Below are 16,637 nucleotides of genomic sequence, written 5' to 3' on the forward strand. Positions count from 1 at the left end.
GAGTGCACTCTCGTGCGCCAAATGGGGGATGGTAGAGACAGTCAGGGCAACCTCGAAGAAGAGGCACAACGTCGGTGAGGGATGACGTGAGCGAGCACACCAACAACGCTGTAGTACTGCGGTTCGGCGATGGCGAGTACACCTACCCGGTGATCGACAGCACCGTCGGCGACAAGGGCTTCGACATCGGGAAGCTTCGCGCCCAGACCGGTCTGGTGACCCTGGACAGCGGCTACGGCAACACCGCCGCCTATAAATCCGCCATCACCTACCTTGACGGCGAGCAGGGCATCCTCCGGTACCGCGGGTACCCGATCGAGCAGCTGGCCGAGCGGTCGACCTTCCTCGAGGTCGCCTACCTGCTGATCAACGGCGAACTGCCGACCGTGGACGAGCTGTCCGTCTTCAAGAGCGACATCACCCAGCACACGCTGCTGCACGAGGACGTCAAGAACTTCTACCGCGGCTTCCCGCGTGACGCCCACCCGATGGCCATGCTGTCGTCGGTGGTCTCCGCGCTGTCCACGTTCTACCAGGACAGCCACAACCCGTTCGACGAGAAGCAGCGCAACCTCTCGACGATCCGGCTGCTCGCCAAGCTTCCGACGATCGCGGCGTACGCCTACAAGAAGTCGATCGGCCACCCGTTCGTCTACCCGCGCAACGACCTCGGCTACGTCGAGAACTTCCTGCGCATGACGTTCTCGGTGCCGGCGCAGGAGTACGAGCTCGACCCGGTCGTCGTCTCCGCCCTCGACAAGCTGCTGATCCTGCACGCGGACCACGAGCAGAACTGCTCGACCTCCACCGTCCGCCTGGTCGGCTCCTCGCAGGCGAACATGTTCGCCTCGATCTCGGCCGGCATCTCCGCCCTGTGGGGCCCGCTGCACGGTGGCGCCAACCAGTCGGTGCTGGAGATGCTCGAGGGCATCCAGGCCAACGGCGGCGACGTCGACTCCTTCATCCGCAAGGTGAAGAACAAGGAGGACGGCGTCCGCCTGATGGGCTTCGGCCACCGGGTGTACAAGTCCTTCGACCCGCGCGCGAAGATCATCAAGGCGGCGGCGCACGACGTCCTCTCGGCCCTCGGCAAGTCCGACGAGCTGCTGGACATCGCGCTGAAGCTGGAGGAGCACGCGCTCTCCGACGACTACTTCGTCTCGCGCAACCTCTACCCCAACGTCGACTTCTACACCGGCCTCATCTACCGGGCCATGGGCTTCCCGACCGAGATGTTCACGGTCCTGTTCGCCCTGGGCCGCCTCCCGGGCTGGATCGCCCAGTGGCACGAGATGATCAAGGAGCCCGGCTCCCGCATCGGCCGCCCGCGCCAGATCTACACGGGCGTCGTCGAGCGCGACTTCGTCCCCGTCGAGGAGCGCTGACCCCTGCCGGCAGGGACGCCGCCGTGCGAGGGCGTCCCGTCACCGGTGCTTTTCCTGACTGCCCGGGACCGCTGTCCCGGGCAGTGGTGTGTGCGGTGCGCGGCGGCGGCGCGGCCGGGAGGTCCGGCGTCATCTGCGCGGGGCATACGGAAGGCGCCCCGGCGCCGGTCCCCCCACGGGCCGACGACCAGGGCGCCTTCCCATGTCCCGGTGCGGATTCCCCCCACGGGATCCGGCCGGGCGTTGTGAGGACAGCGCCTGAATTCGCTGTTGGTGACCATCTTCGGTTGTCGTGCCTGCGGTTGGGCAGAACGAGCAGAACTCGTCCCGCCGCCGCTGTGCGATCTGCCGGGACAGCGCACGCTGGGAGGGCCGCTCAAAGCTTCCCGGTGTACGTGCCCCGGCAACGCATCTCTGAGGAAGTCCCCCAAGACATCCTCAGATATCAGGTCACGCCCCCCAAGACGCTTCCTGACATCGTCAACTTAGACCGTCGAGCCCCTTCGATGGTTACGTTCACATCACTGTGATCTGTGTCTCTTGCATATGTCCGTTAGATGCGCAAGAGACCGGATACGGCGATCGAGGCCCAAGCGTAAGGATGATGCGCGAGCCTTGTGAAGAGCTTATGTGAGGCTCGCGCAGGACTCCAGGGGTCTCCCTGATCGGCAACGACCTACTCGGCGGTATTACTTGAAGGCGCGCAGCCTGAGGCTGTTCGTCACCACGAACACCGACGAGAAGGCCATCGCGGCGCCCGCGATCATCGGGTTCAGCAGTCCGGCCGCCGCCAGCGGCAACGCGGCCACGTTGTAGCCGAAGGCCCACACCAGGTTGCCCTTGATCGTCGTCAGGGTCCGCCGGGACAGCCGGATGGCGTCCGCCGCCACCCGCAGATCCCCCCGCACCAGCGTCAGATCGCTCGCCTCGATCGCCGCGTCCGTGCCGGTCCCCATGGCCAGCCCCAGATCGGCGGTGGCGAGCGCGGCCGCGTCGTTGACGCCGTCCCCGACCATGGCCACGACCCGTCCCTCCGCCTGGAGCCGCCGGACGACGTCGACCTTGTCCTCGGGCAGCACCTCGGCGATCACCCGTTCGATCCCGACCGCCTCCGCGACCGCGTCCGCGACCGCCCGGTTGTCCCCGGTCAGCAGTACCGGGGTGAGGCCCAGCGCCCGCAGCTCCCGCACGGCCTCGGCGCTGGTCTCCTTGACCGCGTCCGCGACCGCGAGCACCCCGCGCGCCACGCCGTCCCACCCCACGACGACCGCCGTACGGCCGTCTCGCTCGGCCTGCGCCTTGGCGCGGGCCACGTCGTCCGGAACCGTCTCGAAGAGGCGCCCCACGGCCACCTCGTGGCCCTCCACGCGTCCGCGTACCCCACGCCCGGGCACGTTCTCGAACCGCTCGGCCGCCGGCAGTTCCCCGGCCCTGTCCTCGGCGCCCGCCGCCACCGCCCGGGCGACCGGGTGTTCGGAGGCGTGCTCCAGGGCGCCCGCGAGCCGCAGCAACCGCCGCTCGTCGGTGCCGTCGGCGACATACACGTCCTGAAGGGTCATCCGGCCGGTGGTGACGGTGCCGGTCTTGTCCAGGACGACGGTGTCGACGCGGCGCGTGGACTCCAGGACCTCGGGACCCTTGATGAGGATGCCGAGCTGCGCGCCGCGCCCCGTGCCGACCATGAGCGCGGTCGGCGTGGCGAGCCCGAGCGCGCACGGACAGGCGATGATCAGGACCGCGACGGCCGCCGTGAACGCGGCGGTCGTGTCACCGGTCGCGCCGAGCCAGCCGCCGAAGGTGGCGAGCGCGATCAGCAGTACGGCCGGCACGAAGACCCCGGAGATCCGGTCGGCCAGCCGCTGCACCTCGGCCTTGCCGGTCTGTGCCGCCTCGACCAGTTGCGCCATGCGCGCGAGGCGGGTGTCCGCGCCGATCCGGCCGGCCTCGACGACCAGCCGGCCACCGGCGTTCACGGTCGCGCCCGTGACCGCGTCACCGGGCCCGACGTCCACCGGGACCGACTCGCCGGTCAGCATCGAGGCGTCCACGGCGGAGGTGCCCTCCACGACCGTCCCGTCGGTGGCGATCTTCTCCCCGGGCCGTACGACGAACCGGTCGCCGACCGCCAGCAGGTCGACCGGGATCCGCACCTCCTTGCCGTCCCGCAGCACGGCCACGTCCTTCGCGCCCAGCTCCATGAGGGCCCGCAGCGCCGCTCCCGCGCGCCGCTTCGAGCGCGCCTCCAGGTAGCGGCCGAGCAGGATGAAGGCGGTGACGCCGGCGGCGACCTCCAGATAGATCGTGGAGGCGCCGTCCGTGCGGGAGACGGTCAGCTCGAAGGGGTGCCGCATGCCGGGCATGCCCGCGTCACCGAAGAACAGCGCCCACAGGGACCAGCCGAGCGCGGCCAGGGTGCCGACCGAGACCAGCGTGTCCATGGTGGCCGCGCCGTGCCGCAGGTTGGTCCAGGCGGCCCGGTGCAGCGGGCCGCCGCCCCAGACGACCACGGGCGCGGCGAGCGTCAGCGAGAGCCACTGCCAGTTGTCGAACTGGAGCGAGGGGACCATCGCGAGCAGGACCACGGGCGCGGCGAGCAGGACGGAGACCAGGAGCCGGTGGCGCAGGTCCGCGAGCTCGGGGTCCGCGGGGGTGGTGTCCTCCCGGGACGGCTCCGCCACGGGCACGGGTTCCTCGGCCGTGTACCCGGTCTTCACCACGGTCGCGATCAGATCGGCGACCCCGGTCCCGGCCGGGTAGCTGACCTTGGCCCGCTCCGTCGCGTAGTTGACCGTCGCGGTGACGCCGTCCATGCGGTTGAGCTTCTTCTCGACGCGGGCGGCGCAGGAGGCGCAGGTCATCCCGCCGATGAGCAGTTCGACCTCGGCGGTCGGGGTGGGCGGTTCGGCTATCGGTGTTTCCGTGGTGGTGCTGGTCATGTCCGTGCTCCAGGAAGCGGACCGGGCCGTACGGAACCAGTATCAGCTGGTCGGCACGGCCCGGTGGGTGGAGTGGGGTGTCGAGAAGGGGTGTGCGGGTGGCTCAGGCCCGGCCGGCCAGCTCGAAGCCCGCCTCGTCGACGGCGGCGCGCACGGCCTCCTCGTCGAGCGCGGTGGTGGAGACGACCGTGACCTCGCCGGTCGAGGCGACGGCCTTCACCGAGGTGACGCCCGGGAGCTCGGAGAGCTCGCCGGAGACGGCGCCCTCGCAGTGCCCGCAGCTCATGCCGCTCACCTTGTAGACGGTGGTGACGGAGCCCGGGGTGTCGGTTTGAGCGGTCATGTCGTTCTCCTCGTGGAGGCAGGTGGGGCGGACGGGGCCGTGAGAGGTCTCCCGTCCATCGAGACTATACCCCTAGGGGGTATGAATCAAAGAAACCGACCCGCCGCGCGGAACGGGGATCGGACGCTTCCGGCCGAAGGGGCGGGTACCCGGACTACCGGACCCCGGTGGCCTCGGCGCCGCTGTCCCGGGCGGGCCCGGGCCGGCCGGCCGCCAGCGGCTCCAGATAGCGGATCAGTACGTTCTTCAGCTCCCGCACGTACGCGTCGCGCTCGGCGCCCTCGTGGGCCAGGACCAGCTCCAGCCCCGCCTTGTACAGGCCCAGGCACATGTGGGCGGTGCGGCCGAGGTCGACCGGTCGCGCGTCCGGCAGCAGGGAGGACAGCAGGCCCTCGATGCGGGCGAGCAGCGTGGCGTGCAGCGCGTCGTGCTCCTCGGCCATGTGGCCGGGGATGTCGGGCCCGTGCATCAGGGCGAAGAACACCGGATGGTCGCAGTTGAAGGCGATGAACCGGTCCACGGCCGCGCCGACGGCCTCCTCCAGCGGGGTCGCGGGGTCGACCGGGGCGAGGGCCTCGCCGAAGGTGTCGCGCATCTCGTGCATCAGGCGGTCGCCCAGCTCGATCGCGATCGCTTCCTTGTTCGGGAAGAACTGGTACAGCGTGCCCGGTGAGACGCCGGCCTCGCGGGCGATGGCGTTGGTGCTGGCGGCGGTGTAGCCGGTCGTGCAGAAGACGCTGGCCGCGGCCTCGAGCAGCTGCGCGATGCGCCGTTCGCCGCGCGCCTGGCGGCGGCGCGGCTGTTCCTTCTCCTGGCTCTCGGCCACGCGTTTTCCCCAGCTTTCCCGAACAGGATTGACAAACGCGAGTGGTCGCTCGCATTCTGGGATCAGAAACGCGAGCGATGTCTCGTGTTAGCCATTTTACGGTTTTCACGACTGCTTGCAGGGTGAAGGGGACACCGCACGATGACCGAAGTCAACAGCCCACCCCGCCCCGGAGGCTGGACCCGCTTCGTGACCGCCCGGCCCGGTCTTTCGCTGCTCGCGGCGCTGGTACTGACCGTGCTCGCGGTGCTGGCCGGCAGCGGCGTCGCCGAGCGGCTGGGCAGCGGCGGCTGGGAGGATCCGGCCGCGCAGTCCACGTACGCGACCAAGGCCCTGGAGCGTGAGTTCCCCGGTTCCCAGCCCAACGTCCTGCTGCTGGTCGACGCGGGCGAGGCATCCGTGGACGCCCCGGCGGTCGTCGCCGAGGCGAACCGGCTCACCGCGAGCCTGGCCGCAGAGAAGGGCGTCGTGGGCGTCGGCTCCTACTGGCAGGCCGACGCGGCGGGGGCGTCCGCCCTGCGCGCGAAGGACGGCCACGAGGCGCTGATAGCCGCCCGCATCACGGGCGACGAGAAGACGATGGGGGAGACCCTCGACCGCATCGCCCCCGCCCTGCGCGGCACACACGGGCCGGTGGAGGTGAAGATCGGCGGCGGTGTCGCCGTGCGGCACGAGATGCAGACCATCATCCAGGAGGACCTGACCCGCGCCGAGATCATCGCCCTGCCGATCACGCTGGTACTGCTGGTGATGGTCTTCGGCAGCGCCGTCGCCGCCCTGCTGCCGCTCGGCATCGGCATCGTCGCGATCCTCGGCACCAACGCCGTCCTCAGCGGCCTCACGCGGTTCACCGACGTCTCCATCTTCGCGATGAACCTCACCACGGCCCTGGGCCTGGGCCTCGCCATCGACTACGCCCTGTTCATCGTCCGCCGCTTCCGCGAGGAACTCGCGGCCGGCGCGGACCCGTCGACGGCCATCGGCACCACCCTGCGCACGGCCGGCCGCACGGTCCTGTTCTCCGCGCTCACCGTCGCGGTCTCCCTGGCCGCGATGCTCCTCTTCCCGCAGTACTTCCTGCGTTCCTTCGCCTACGCCGGCATGGCCGTGGTCCTGCTGGCCGCAGCGGCCGCCCTGATCCTGCTCCCGGCGGCGCTGATCCTGCTCGGCGACCGGGTCAACTCCCTCGATCTGCGCCGCCTGTTCCGCCGGGGCCGGCCCGCTGCGGCAGCCGACGAGGAGGGCGGCAGGGTGTGGGCCCGCACGGCCGACCTGGTCATGCGGCGCGCCCCCTTCTTCGCCCTGGCCACCACGGCCGTCCTCGTCCTGCTCGGACTGCCCTTCCTCGGTGTGAGGTTCGGTACGGCGGACGACCGCCAGCTGCCCTCCTCGGCCGAATCGCACGTCGTGCAGCAGCACATCAGGGACGGCTTCCCGGGCAGTCCCGGCGGTGGCCTCGAAGTCCTCGCCGAGGGCAGGGCGACCCCGGCCCAGTACGCCGCCTACAAGGAGCGCGTGGCCGCGCTGGCGGAAGTGGCCCGGGTGGACGGCCCGCTGGTGAACGGCGACTCGGCGTACTTCACGGTGCTGCCCGAGGGCGAGGCCGTCGACGACGCGGCCCAGGACCTGGTGGGCGAGCTGCGCGCGACACCCGCTCCCTTCGAGACCGCGGTGACCGGCACGGCGGCCGTCCTGGTCGACTCCAAGCACGCGATAGGCGCCCAGCTGCCGTGGGCGGCGGCCTTCATAGCCGTCGTCACCCTCCTCCTGGTCTTCCTGTTGACCGGCAGTGTGCTGATCCCGCTCCAGGCTGTGCTGCTCAACGCGCTCAGCCTGACGGCGATGTTCGGCGCGGTGGTCTGGGTCTTCCAGGACGGCCACCTCTCCGGCCTGCTCGGGTTCACCAGCCCCGGATCCATCGAGACCACCCTGCCGGTCCTGATGTTCTGCGTGGCCTTCGGCCTCTCGATGGACTACGGCGTGTTCCTGCTCTCCCGCATCAAGGAGGAGTACGACCGCACCGGCGACCACGAGGGCGCGGTCGCCCTGGGCCTACGCCGCACCGGCGGCCTGATCACCGCGGCGGCGGTCATCCTGGCGGTGGTGATGGTCGCGATCGGCACCTCGCGCGTCACCAACACCAAGATGCTCGGCCTGGGCATCGCCCTGGCGGTCCTGATGGACGCGATGGTGGTGCGCAGCCTCCTGGTACCGGCCATCATGCGGCTCACCGGCAGGGCCACCTGGTGGGCCCCGGCGCCGCTGCGCAGGTTCCACCAGCGGTTCGGCCTGAGCGAGGGCGAGTCCGCGCCGGGGACACCGACGGCGGAGGAGGAGAAGCGGGACAAGGTGTCCACGCCCGCCTGACCCCCCGGCCGGCCCCCCGGCCGGCCCTCCGGCCGGGACTGTCCCCTCCGGCCGTCCCGTCTAGCCTTCGGGGAGATCTCCGGGGTGCCCCTGGAGGTCGACCCTGGACGACGAACGGAGTGGGTATGCGGGCCGTGGTGTTCGAGCGGTACGGGGAGCCGGCCGAGGTGCGGGAGCTGGCCGACCCCCGACCGGCCCCGCACGGGGTGACCGTGCGCGTCGAGGCCACCGGCCTGTGCCGCAGCGACTGGCACGGCTGGATGGGCCACGACCCGGACATCGCCCTGCCGCATGTGCCCGGCCATGAACTCGCCGGTGTCGTACAGGAGGTCGGGGCCCAGGTCACCGGGTGGCGGGCGGGCGACCGGGTCACCGTCCCCTTCGTGTGCGGTTGCGGAAGCTGTCCGTCCTGCGCCGCGGGCGACCACCAGGTGTGCGAGCGGCAGACCCAGCCCGGCTTCACGCACTGGGGCTCCTTCGCCCAGTACGTCGCCCTGGACCACGCCGACGTGAACCTGGTCGCGATCCCCGACGACCTGTCGTACGCCACCGCGGCCTCCCTCGGCTGCCGGTTCGCGACCGCGTTCCGCGCGGTGGTGCAGCAGGGCCGGGTCGCGGCGGGGGAGTGGGTGGCGGTGCACGGCTGCGGAGGAGTGGGTCTCTCGGCGGTGATGATCGCGGCGGCGAGCGGGGCACGGGTGGTCGCGGTGGACGTCTCCCCGAAGGCCCTGGACCTGGCGCGGCAGTTCGGTGCGGCCCGGTGCCTGGACGCCCGGGGTGTGCCGGACACCGCGGGGGCGGTCCGTGAGCTGACCGGGGGCGGCGCCCACCTCTCCCTCGACGCGCTCGGGTCCCCCGCCACCTGCGCCGCCTCGGTGAACGGCCTGCGCCGCCGGGGCCGGCACGTCCAGGTGGGCCTGCTCCCCTCGGCTGACGGCACGACCCCCGTCCCGCTGGCCCGCGCCATCGGCCTGGAACTGGAGATCCTGGGCAGCCACGGCATGGCCGCGCACACCTATCCGCAGATGCTGGAGCTGGTCCGCACGGGCGTGCTGCGCCCCGACCTGCTGGTGACGTCGACGATCACGCTGGACGAGACCCCGGCCGCCCTGTCCGCCCTGGGCGCCGCACCGGGCGCGGGCGTGACGGTCATCACCCCATGGACCTGAAGTCGTCCCGCTCCCCAAGGAGAAGTTCACCCGCAGCACTGTGCCCCACGTGTCCGCGGGGCACAGCTGGATTTCCTCAGGGGGACGTCAGTCCAGAGCCCGACCGCGGTTGCCCGGTCGGGAGGCGACCCAGGCCCGCACGGTGTCGACGTACCAGTAGGGCTTGCCGCCCTCGACGTGGTCGGGCTGGGGCAGCAGCCCGTGTTTGCGGTAGGACCGTACGGTGTCCGGCTGCACCTTGATGTGCGCCGCGATCTCCTTGTAGGACCAGAGCCTTCGGTCGGTCATGAGCTGCACCTCCCTGCGCGCGCGGGGGTCGGCGGCCGGGAGGCCGCCCGGGGGAGCCCGGCGCTGCGCTGGCGATCACCAAGCCTGTGCCCCGTGAACGACACCCGGTGACCGTGCGGAATCGGCTGTTGACCGCACGTGACACAGGACCCGCGTACACGCGACATGCGTGACAGAAAAGGGGAGTTTGTGACACAGGTGCAGCAAAGGAGTGTGCGGGGCCGTCGGGAGGGGCGCGTTGACAAACGCGCCCCTACGGCCTCTCCGATACGGCCTCTCCGATACGGCCTCTCCGATACGGCCTCTCCGATACGGCCTCTCCGATACGGCCTCTCCGATACGGCCTCTCCGATACGGCCGCTCCGGGGCCGCCGACAGGAGGCGGGCCGGACCCGCTGCGACGGGTCCGGCCCGTTCCCGCTCCCCGCCATCCCCCGGAACGACCAGGACGACCAGGACGATCAGGATGATCGGGACGATCAAGGCGACCGAAGCACCCGGATCAGCCTTGGTGGCCGGAAATCGCCGGGCCGACCGGGCAGAACCCCAGCCTGTATTCAGCCAATGCGGTGGGTCTTGGAAAAATGCGCACCCGGTCCGGACCATGCCTCCGGGCGGGACGGCAGGACCAGGCTGGTCGCCTCCCCGCTCAGCCGGTCCGCCGCCGACGGGATCTGCGCCCGAAGGCGCCTGGCCTGCGCGAACTCCCTCGGCGTGCACCCCGTCATCGCCTTGAACTCGCCGCTGAGATGCGCCTGGTCGTAGAAGCCGCACAAGGCCGCGGTCTCCGCCGCGCTCCGTCCCTCGGCCAGCAGCCGACGGGCCCGCTGGAGCCGCAGCACGCGGGCCGCCGCCTTGGGGCCGAGGCCGATCTGTTCACGGAACCGGTTCTCCAGGTGCCGTACGCTCCAGCCGACCTCCGCGGCCAGCCGGGGTACCGGTATCGCGCCGCCCGTCCGCACCAGCAGCGCCCAGGCCCGTTCCACCCGCTCCGAACCGGGCGTTCCGGCCTCCCGCCACCGGGTGAGGGCATCGTCGAGCAGCCCGAACCGGTCCGCCCACCCGGGCAACGCGGCCAGCGCGGCGGCGAGTTCACCGAGGGGTGACCCCAGGGAGTGCGGCAGCTCGTCGGGGTCGAGCGTGCGGTTGACGAGCTCGTGCTGGGGCGTGCCGAAGAGGGTGAAGGCGGCCCACGGCGCCATGAGCACCTCGATGCCCGAGAACCGTCCGCCGTGCTCCCCGACGGCGGGCGTGGTCGTGGGCCCGCAGTACACGGACACCAGCGTGTCCGGCGTCCGCCCCGCCCGCGAGATCCGCACCGGCTGCTCGAACCCCAGCAGCAGGGTCGAGGCCCCGATGGGCGTCTCGAGCCGCCGCCGGGGCCGCGCCAGGGCGAGCCGGATCCCGCGATAGCCCAGCACCCCGGGCCGCAGCCGCGGATGGGGCCGAGCCGCGGCGAACTCCCAGGAGCCACCGGGTCCTTCACCGGATCGGGTGCGTACGGCACTCCCAGTCATGGGCACTCATGGTGCTACGGCGGGGGCGACGCCGTTAAGGGGCGCGGGGAACCGCGCGACGAGCCACACACGATCCGCACACGCGCGGACACGGAACGGGACACCCCGGCGGGGCGCGTCTACGCCCCGCACGACCTCAGGAACGCCCGCGTACGTTGCGCGATGGGCAGCGGAGCGTCCGGCTCGCACGGATACATGTCCTGCTCGACGATCGCGAACAGGTCGACATCCAGCTTCCGCGCGGCCTCCAGCACCGGGCCCAGCGCGGGCACACCGGTCGGCGGCTCACACATCACGCCCCGCGCGACGGCCGGCCCGAACGGCACCTGTTCGGCCCGCACGTCCGCCAGGATCTCCGGGTCGACCTGCTTGAGGTGCAGGTACCCGATCCGCTCCCCGTAGGTCTCGATCAGCTTGACGCTGTCGCCGCCGCAGTACGCGTAGTGCCCGGTGTCCAGGCACAGCGACACCAGGTCGGAGTCGGTGCCGTCCAGGAAGCGGACCACGTTCTCCTCGCTGTCGATGTGGGTGTCGGCGTGCGGGTGGACGACGATCCGCAGGCCGTACCGCTCCCGCACCTCCTTGCCGAGCCGCTCGGTCAGCGAGGTGAGGTTGCGCCACTGCTCGGGGGTGAGGGTGTCCGGCTCCAGGACCTCCCCGCTCTTGTCGTCCCGCCAGAAGGACGGGATGACGACCAGATGCTTCGCGCCCATCGCCTGGGCGAGCACCGCGTTGTCCGCGACATGCGCCCAGGTCTTCTCCCAGACGGCCTCGCCGTGGTGCAGGCCGGTGAAGACCGTGCCCGCCGACACCTTCAGGCCACGCTTCGACGTCTCCTCGGTGAGGAGTACCGGATCGGTCGGCAGGTATCCGTAGGGGCCGAGCTCGATCCATTCGTAGCCGGACTGCGCGACCTCGTCGAGGAAGCGCTGCCAGGGAACCTGGGCGGGATCGTCCGGGAACCAGACGCCCCAGCTGTCGGGGGCGGATCCGACGCGGATGCGGGAAACACCGGAAACTGGTGACTGAGGTGACAACGACGTCATGGGCGTCAGCGTGCTGTCTCACCGAAGGGGTGTCAAGAGCTGGTCCGAATGTCTGGACAAAACATTGACAGGGTCCGCCGCGCGGGGCTACAAAGCCGTGAGAGCCGATACGGGACGTGTGCCGGGGACGTCCACGAGCGGCGCCTCGGGGCCGAGCCGACGAACGAACCGATGTGAAGGGAACTCGATGGCGTACGACCTGATCACCATGGGGCGGATAGGGGTGGACCTGTATCCGCTCCAGACCGGCGTCCCCCTCCCGCAGGTCACGTCCTTCGGGAAGTTCCTGGGGGGATCGGCGACCAACGTCGCGGTCGCCGCCGCCCGCCTGGGCCGCCGGACGGCGGTGATCTCCCGTACGGGTGACGACCCCTTCGGCACCTATCTGCACGAGGCTCTGCGCGGCTTCGGCGTCGACGACCGCTGGGTCACCCCGGTGCCCGGGCTGCCGACGCCCGTCACCTTCTGCGAGGTCTTCCCGCCGGACGACTTCCCGCTGTACTTCTACCGGCAGCCCAAGGCGCCGGACCTGGAGATCGACGCCCATGACCTCGACCTCGACGCCGTCCGCGAGACCCGCGTCTTCTGGGTCACCGGCACCGGACTGAGCGAGGAGCCCAGCCGTACGGCGACCCTCGCCGCCCTGGCCCACCGGGCCAAGGCCGGCACCACGGTCTTCGACCTCGACTGGCGTCCGATGTTCTGGAGCGACCCCGACACCGCCCGTCCGTTCTACGCCGAGGCCCTCAGACACACCACCGTCGCCGTGGGCAACCTCGACGAGGTGGAGGTCGCCACCGGAGTGCGCGACCCCTGGGCGGCGGCGCGGGCGCTGCTGGACGCCGGCGTCGAACTCGCGGTCGTCAAGCAGGGCCCCAAGGGCGTCCTCGCCGTCGACAGCAAGGGCGAGTCCGCGGAGGTCCCGCCGCTGCCGGTGAACGTACTGAACGGCCTCGGGGCCGGTGACGCCTTCGGCGGCGCCCTCTGCCACGGCCTGCTCGCGGGCTGGGATCTGGAGAAGATCATGCGTCACGCCAACGCGGCCGGCGCCATCGTCGCGTCCCGGCTGGAGTGCTCCTCCGCGATGCCGACGCCGGACGAAGTGGCAGCGGCGCTCGAGGCGGGGGCCGTCCTGTGACGACCGTCGACATCTCCGAACTCGTCCGCCTGCGCACCGAGCGGCCCGAGGCGATCGCCGAGGCGGCCGCCCGCCGCCCGCGCCGGCCGCTGGTGGGCGAGTCCGGCCGGCTGATGATCGTCGCCGCCGACCACCCGGCCCGCGGCGCGCTCGGCGTCGGCGGCGACAGGCTGGCCATGGCCAACCGGGCCGGCCTGCTCGAGCGCCTGTGCCTGGCCCTCTCCCGGCCCGGCGTCGACGGCGTCCTCGCGACCGCCGACATCCTGGACGACCTGCTCCTCCTCGGCGCCCTCGACGGCAAGGTCGTCATGGGCTCGCTGAACCGCGGCGGCCTCCAGGGGTCCGTCTTCGAGCTCGACGACCGCTTCACCGGGCACCGCCCGGAGGACATCGAGCGGCTGGGCTTCGACGCGGGCAAGCTGCTCGTGCGCATCGACTACGACGACCCGGGCTCGCTCACCACCCTGGAGTCGACGGCCCGCGCCATCGACGACATGGCCGCCCGGCGGCTCCCCCTCTTCGTCGAGCCGTTCATCAGCCGCCGCACCCCCGACGGCAAGGTGCGCAACGACCTCTCCGCCGAGGCCGTCACCAGGTCGATCGCCATCGCCTCGGGCCTGGGCGGCACCTCGGCCTACACCTGGCTGAAGCTCCCGGTCACCGACAACCCCGACGACATGGCCGAGGTCATGCAGACGTCCACGCTCCCCGCCGTCCTGCTGGGCGGCGAGGTCGGCGAGGACCAGGACGGCGCGTACGAGAAGTGGCGCGGGGCGCTCCAGCTCCCCACCGTTCGGGGCCTGGTGGTCGGCCGTTCGCTGCTCTACCCGGCGGACGGCGACGTCGCCGCCGCCGTGGACACCGCCGTAGGACTGCTGTGAGGGCCGCATGACACACACAGAGCCGCACCACGACCTGTACGTCCCGCACGGCACCACCACCGGCGCCGGCTACACCCTCGACATCGACCCGGAACGCGCCGGCTGGGGCTACTGCGGTCTGCGGATCGTCGAACTGGAGCCGGGCGGCACCCACGACTTCACCACCGGTGACAGTGAGTGGATCGTCCTTCCGCTGGAAGGCGGATGTACGGTGCGAACAGCCGGTGAAGAGTTCCAACTCCTGGGCAGGGAGAGCGTTTTCGCGTCGGTAACCGACTTCGCGTACGTTCCCCGTGACGCCCGGGTCCAGATCGCCTCCGGCGCGGGAGGCCGCTTCGCCCTGGCAGGAGCGAAGTGCGAGCGACAACTCCCCGCCCGCTACGGCCCCGCGCCGGAGGTTCCCGTCGAGGAGCGCGGCAGCGGCAACTGCGCCCGTCTGGTGCGCAACTTCGCTTCCGCCGACGCCTTCGACTGCGACAGGCTGATCGCCGTCGAGGTGATCACCCCCGGCGGCAACTGGTCCTCGTACCCGCCGCACAAGCACGACGAGCACCGGCCGGGCGAGGAGGCCGAACTCAAGGAGATCTACTACTTCGAGATCGACGGTCCGAACGGCTTCGGCTATCAGCGCGTATCCCCTTCGCGCGAGGGCGGATCCGACGTCCTCGCCGAGGTCCGCTCCGGCGACGCCGTGCTCGTCCCCGACGGCTGGCACGGCCCGGCCATCGCCCAGCCCGGACACGCCATGTACTACCTGAACGTCATGGCGGGACCGGGCGAGACACGGGAGTGGCGGATCTGCTTCCACCCGGACCACGTAGAGACCACAGGGGGTTACCGATGACGGCGCAGACCTCGACGACGAGGCTGACGGTCGCCCAGGCACTCGTCCGCTTCCTCGCCGCCCAGTACACGGAGCGCGACGGCGTACGACAGCGGCTGATCGGCGCGACCTGGGGCATCTTCGGCCACGGCAACGTCGCCGGCCTCGGCCAGGCGCTGGTCGAGTACGGCGACGACATGCCCTTCCACCAGGGCCGCAACGAGCAGTCGATGGTCCACGCGGCCGTCGGCTACGCCCGCCAGTCGAACCGCCTGTCCACCCACGCGGTGACGACGTCGATCGGCCCCGGCGCGACCAACCTGGTCACCGGCGCCGCCCTCGCCACCGTCAACCACCTCCCGGTGCTCCTGCTCCCCGGCGACATCTTCGCGACCCGCGTCGCCGACCCGGTGCTCCAGCAGCTCGAGGTCCCCTACGCGGGTGATGTGTCGGTCAACGACACCCTGCGCCCGGTGTCGCGCTACTTCGACCGCGTCACCCGCCCCGAGGCCCTGATCCCGGCGGCACTCCAGGCGATGCGCGTCCTCACCGACCCGGTGGAGACGGGCGCGGTCACCCTCGCGCTGCCCCAGGACGTCCAGGCCGAGGCCTACGACTGGCCCGACGAATTCTTCGCCGAGCGCACCTGGGCCGTACGCCGCCCGGGCGCCGACCCGGCCGAACTCGCCGAGGCGGTCCGCACGATCCGTGCCGCCCGGCGCCCGCTCATCGTGGCCGGCGGCGGCGTCCACCACAGCCGCGCCGAGGAGGCCCTCGCCGAGTTCGCCGAGGCCACCGGCATCCCGGTCGCCTCCACCCAGGCCGGCAAGGGCTCGCTGCGCCACGACCACCCCCAGGACGTGGGCGGTGTGGGCCACACCGGTACCGCGACGGCGGACGAGCTCGCCCGCACCGCCGACCTGGTGATCGGCGTGGGCACCCGCTACACGGACTTCACCACCGCCTCGAACACGCTGTTCGCGGCGGACGGCGTCCGCTTCCTCAACCTCAACATCGCGTCCTTCGACGGTCACAAGCTCGCCGGGCAGCCGCTCGTGGCGGACGCCCGCAGCGGCCTGGGCGAGCTGACCGCCGCCCTGCGGACACACGACCACCGGGTCACGGACGCCTATGTCACCGAGTACTCCGAGGACAAGGAACGCTGGGAGCAGCGCGTCGACGCCTGCTACGAGGCCGAGGAGCCGGACGTACGGCCGACGCAGCCACAGGTGCTCGGTGCCCTCGACGCCCTCGCCGACGAGTCGGACGTGATCATCAACGCTGCCGGATCGCTCCCCGGTGACCTGCACAAACTGTGGCGCGCCCGGTCCCGGGACCAGTACCACCTGGAGTACGGCTACTCCTGCATGGGGTACGAGATCCCGGCCGCCATCGGCGTGAAGCTGGCCGCTCCCGAGCGCAACGTCTGGGCCCTGGTCGGCGACGGCACGTACCTGATGATGCCGACGGAGATCGTGACGGCCGTGCAGGAGGGGATCGCGATCAAGATCCTGCTCGTGCAGAACCACGGCTACGCCTCGATCGGCGGTCTGTCGGAGTCGGTGGGCGGCGAACGGTTCGGCACGGCGTACCGCTACACCTCGGACGACGGCACCTTCACCGGTGCCCCGCTGCCCGTCGACCTGGCTGCCAACGTGGCCAGCCTCGGTATGCGCGTGCTGCGCGCGAAGACCGTCCGTGAACTGCGCGAGGCGCTCGCCGAGGCGCGCCGCGCCGACACTCCCACATGTGTCTACGTCGAGACGGAAACGGCCGACACTGTGTCGGGCCCGCCGCCCGCGCAGGCCTGGTGGGATGTACCTGTGGCCGAGACCGCGACCCGAGCGTCCGCGGTGAAGGCCCGTGAGCTGTACGAACGGCACGTCTCCACCCGTCGCCGCCATCTGTGAAGGAGCAC

13 protein-coding genes are annotated in these 16,637 nt (G+C 71.3%); 7 read left to right on the top strand and 6 right to left on the bottom strand.

What is annotated here, in order from left to right:
• Positions 1 to 86 precede the first annotated feature (86 nt).
• On the top strand, positions 87 to 1,385 hold the full coding sequence (locus AOQ37_RS28590; RefSeq protein WP_020131734.1) for a citrate synthase: 1,299 nt from the start codon (positions 87 to 89) through the stop codon (positions 1,383 to 1,385).
• Positions 1,386 to 2,074: 689 nt separating this feature from the next.
• Here the strand turns inward: AOQ37_RS28590 and AOQ37_RS28595 are convergent.
• The 3 genes from AOQ37_RS28595 to AOQ37_RS28605 form a co-directional block, all read right to left on the bottom strand.
• Positions 2,075 to 4,321 carry a heavy metal translocating P-type ATPase gene (locus tag AOQ37_RS28595; RefSeq protein WP_062648296.1) on the bottom strand — a complete coding sequence of 749 codons (2,247 nt, stop codon included), beginning with the start codon at positions 4,319 to 4,321 and terminating at the stop codon, positions 2,075 to 2,077.
• Between the two features lie 103 nt (positions 4,322 to 4,424).
• Positions 4,425 to 4,664, bottom strand: coding sequence for a heavy-metal-associated domain-containing protein (locus AOQ37_RS28600; RefSeq protein ID WP_062648298.1), 240 nt, complete (start codon positions 4,662 to 4,664; stop codon positions 4,425 to 4,427).
• 154 nt (positions 4,665 to 4,818) lie between these two features.
• Positions 4,819 to 5,490: a TetR family transcriptional regulator gene (locus tag AOQ37_RS28605; RefSeq protein ID WP_062648301.1), complete on the bottom strand. Its 672-nt coding sequence runs from the start codon at positions 5,488 to 5,490 to the stop codon at positions 4,819 to 4,821.
• A gap of 141 nt (positions 5,491 to 5,631) precedes the next feature.
• Here AOQ37_RS28605 and AOQ37_RS28610 point away from each other — a divergent pair, with 141 nt between their 5' ends.
• Positions 5,632 to 7,857 carry an MMPL family transporter gene (locus tag AOQ37_RS28610; protein WP_062648303.1) on the top strand — a complete coding sequence of 742 codons (2,226 nt, stop codon included), beginning with the start codon at positions 5,632 to 5,634 and terminating at the stop codon, positions 7,855 to 7,857.
• Between the two features lie 125 nt (positions 7,858 to 7,982).
• A complete protein-coding gene (locus AOQ37_RS28615; protein WP_062648305.1) occupies positions 7,983 to 9,026 on the top strand; it encodes a zinc-dependent alcohol dehydrogenase family protein in 1,044 nt (347 codons plus the stop codon).
• A gap of 87 nt (positions 9,027 to 9,113) precedes the next feature.
• Here AOQ37_RS28615 and AOQ37_RS28620 read toward each other — a convergent pair whose 3' ends face one another.
• The 3 genes from AOQ37_RS28620 to AOQ37_RS28630 all read right to left on the bottom strand — a co-directional run bounded on the left by AOQ37_RS28620 (position 9,114) and on the right by AOQ37_RS28630 (position 11,877).
• Complete coding sequence (locus AOQ37_RS28620; RefSeq protein ID WP_062648307.1) at positions 9,114 to 9,314, bottom strand: helix-turn-helix transcriptional regulator; 201 nt, start codon at positions 9,312 to 9,314, stop codon at positions 9,114 to 9,116.
• Positions 9,315 to 9,871: 557 nt separating this feature from the next.
• On the bottom strand, positions 9,872 to 10,831 hold the full coding sequence (locus tag AOQ37_RS28625; protein ID WP_234437026.1) for a helix-turn-helix domain-containing protein: 960 nt from the start codon (positions 10,829 to 10,831) through the stop codon (positions 9,872 to 9,874).
• A gap of 119 nt (positions 10,832 to 10,950) precedes the next feature.
• The gene (locus tag AOQ37_RS28630) at positions 10,951 to 11,877 is read right to left on the bottom strand and encodes a sugar phosphate isomerase/epimerase family protein (protein ID WP_062648308.1); all 927 of its coding nucleotides are present in this window, start codon (positions 11,875 to 11,877) and stop codon (positions 10,951 to 10,953) included.
• A gap of 187 nt (positions 11,878 to 12,064) precedes the next feature.
• On the opposite strand from AOQ37_RS28630, the gene iolC reads away from it, so the two are divergent.
• The 4 genes from iolC to iolD are packed head-to-tail and all read left to right on the top strand — an operon-like array spanning position 12,065 to position 16,629.
• The gene (iolC, locus tag AOQ37_RS28635; protein WP_062648310.1) at positions 12,065 to 13,015 is read left to right on the top strand and encodes a 5-dehydro-2-deoxygluconokinase; all 951 of its coding nucleotides are present in this window, start codon (positions 12,065 to 12,067) and stop codon (positions 13,013 to 13,015) included.
• A gap of 11 nt (positions 13,016 to 13,026) precedes the next feature.
• Positions 13,027 to 13,896, top strand: coding sequence for a Cgl0159 family (beta/alpha)8-fold protein (locus AOQ37_RS28640; RefSeq protein WP_445407662.1), 870 nt, complete (start codon positions 13,027 to 13,029; stop codon positions 13,894 to 13,896).
• Positions 13,897 to 13,903: 7 nt separating this feature from the next.
• A complete protein-coding gene (iolB, locus tag AOQ37_RS28645) occupies positions 13,904 to 14,740 on the top strand; it encodes a 5-deoxy-glucuronate isomerase (protein ID WP_062648314.1) in 837 nt (278 codons plus the stop codon).
• Positions 14,737 to 16,629 carry a 3D-(3,5/4)-trihydroxycyclohexane-1,2-dione acylhydrolase (decyclizing) gene (gene iolD, locus AOQ37_RS28650; RefSeq protein WP_062648316.1) on the top strand — a complete coding sequence of 631 codons (1,893 nt, stop codon included), beginning with the start codon at positions 14,737 to 14,739 and terminating at the stop codon, positions 16,627 to 16,629. The genes iolB and iolD overlap by 4 nt, the downstream gene beginning before the upstream one ends.
• The last annotated feature ends 8 nt before the right edge of the window (positions 16,630 to 16,637 follow it).

It is taken from the genome of Streptomyces maremycinicus, assembly GCF_001184025.1.
GTDB lineage: Bacteria > Actinomycetota > Actinomycetes > Streptomycetales > Streptomycetaceae > Streptomyces > Streptomyces maremycinicus.

Bases quoted from the DNA above. Each gene is read 5' to 3' on its own strand.
- AOQ37_RS28595 (WP_062648296.1), bottom strand. From the start codon at position 4,321: ATGACCAGCACCACCACGGAAACACCGATAGCCGAACCGCCCACCCCG.
- AOQ37_RS28600 (WP_062648298.1), bottom strand. From the start codon at position 4,664: ATGACCGCTCAAACCGACACCCCGGGCTCCGTCACCACCGTCTACAAG.
- AOQ37_RS28610 (WP_062648303.1), top strand. From the start codon at position 5,632: ATGACCGAAGTCAACAGCCCACCCCGCCCCGGAGGCTGGACCCGCTTC.
- AOQ37_RS28615 (WP_062648305.1), top strand. From the start codon at position 7,983: ATGCGGGCCGTGGTGTTCGAGCGGTACGGGGAGCCGGCCGAGGTGCGG.
- AOQ37_RS28620 (WP_062648307.1), bottom strand. From the start codon at position 9,314: ATGACCGACCGAAGGCTCTGGTCCTACAAGGAGATCGCGGCGCACATC.
- AOQ37_RS28625 (WP_234437026.1), bottom strand. From the start codon at position 10,831: ATGACTGGGAGTGCCGTACGCACCCGATCCGGTGAAGGACCCGGTGGC.
- AOQ37_RS28630 (WP_062648308.1), bottom strand. From the start codon at position 11,877: ATGACGTCGTTGTCACCTCAGTCACCAGTTTCCGGTGTTTCCCGCATC.
- iolC (WP_062648310.1), top strand. From the start codon at position 12,065: ATGGCGTACGACCTGATCACCATGGGGCGGATAGGGGTGGACCTGTAT.
- iolB (WP_062648314.1), top strand. From the start codon at position 13,904: ATGACACACACAGAGCCGCACCACGACCTGTACGTCCCGCACGGCACC.
- iolD (WP_062648316.1), top strand. From the start codon at position 14,737: ATGACGGCGCAGACCTCGACGACGAGGCTGACGGTCGCCCAGGCACTC.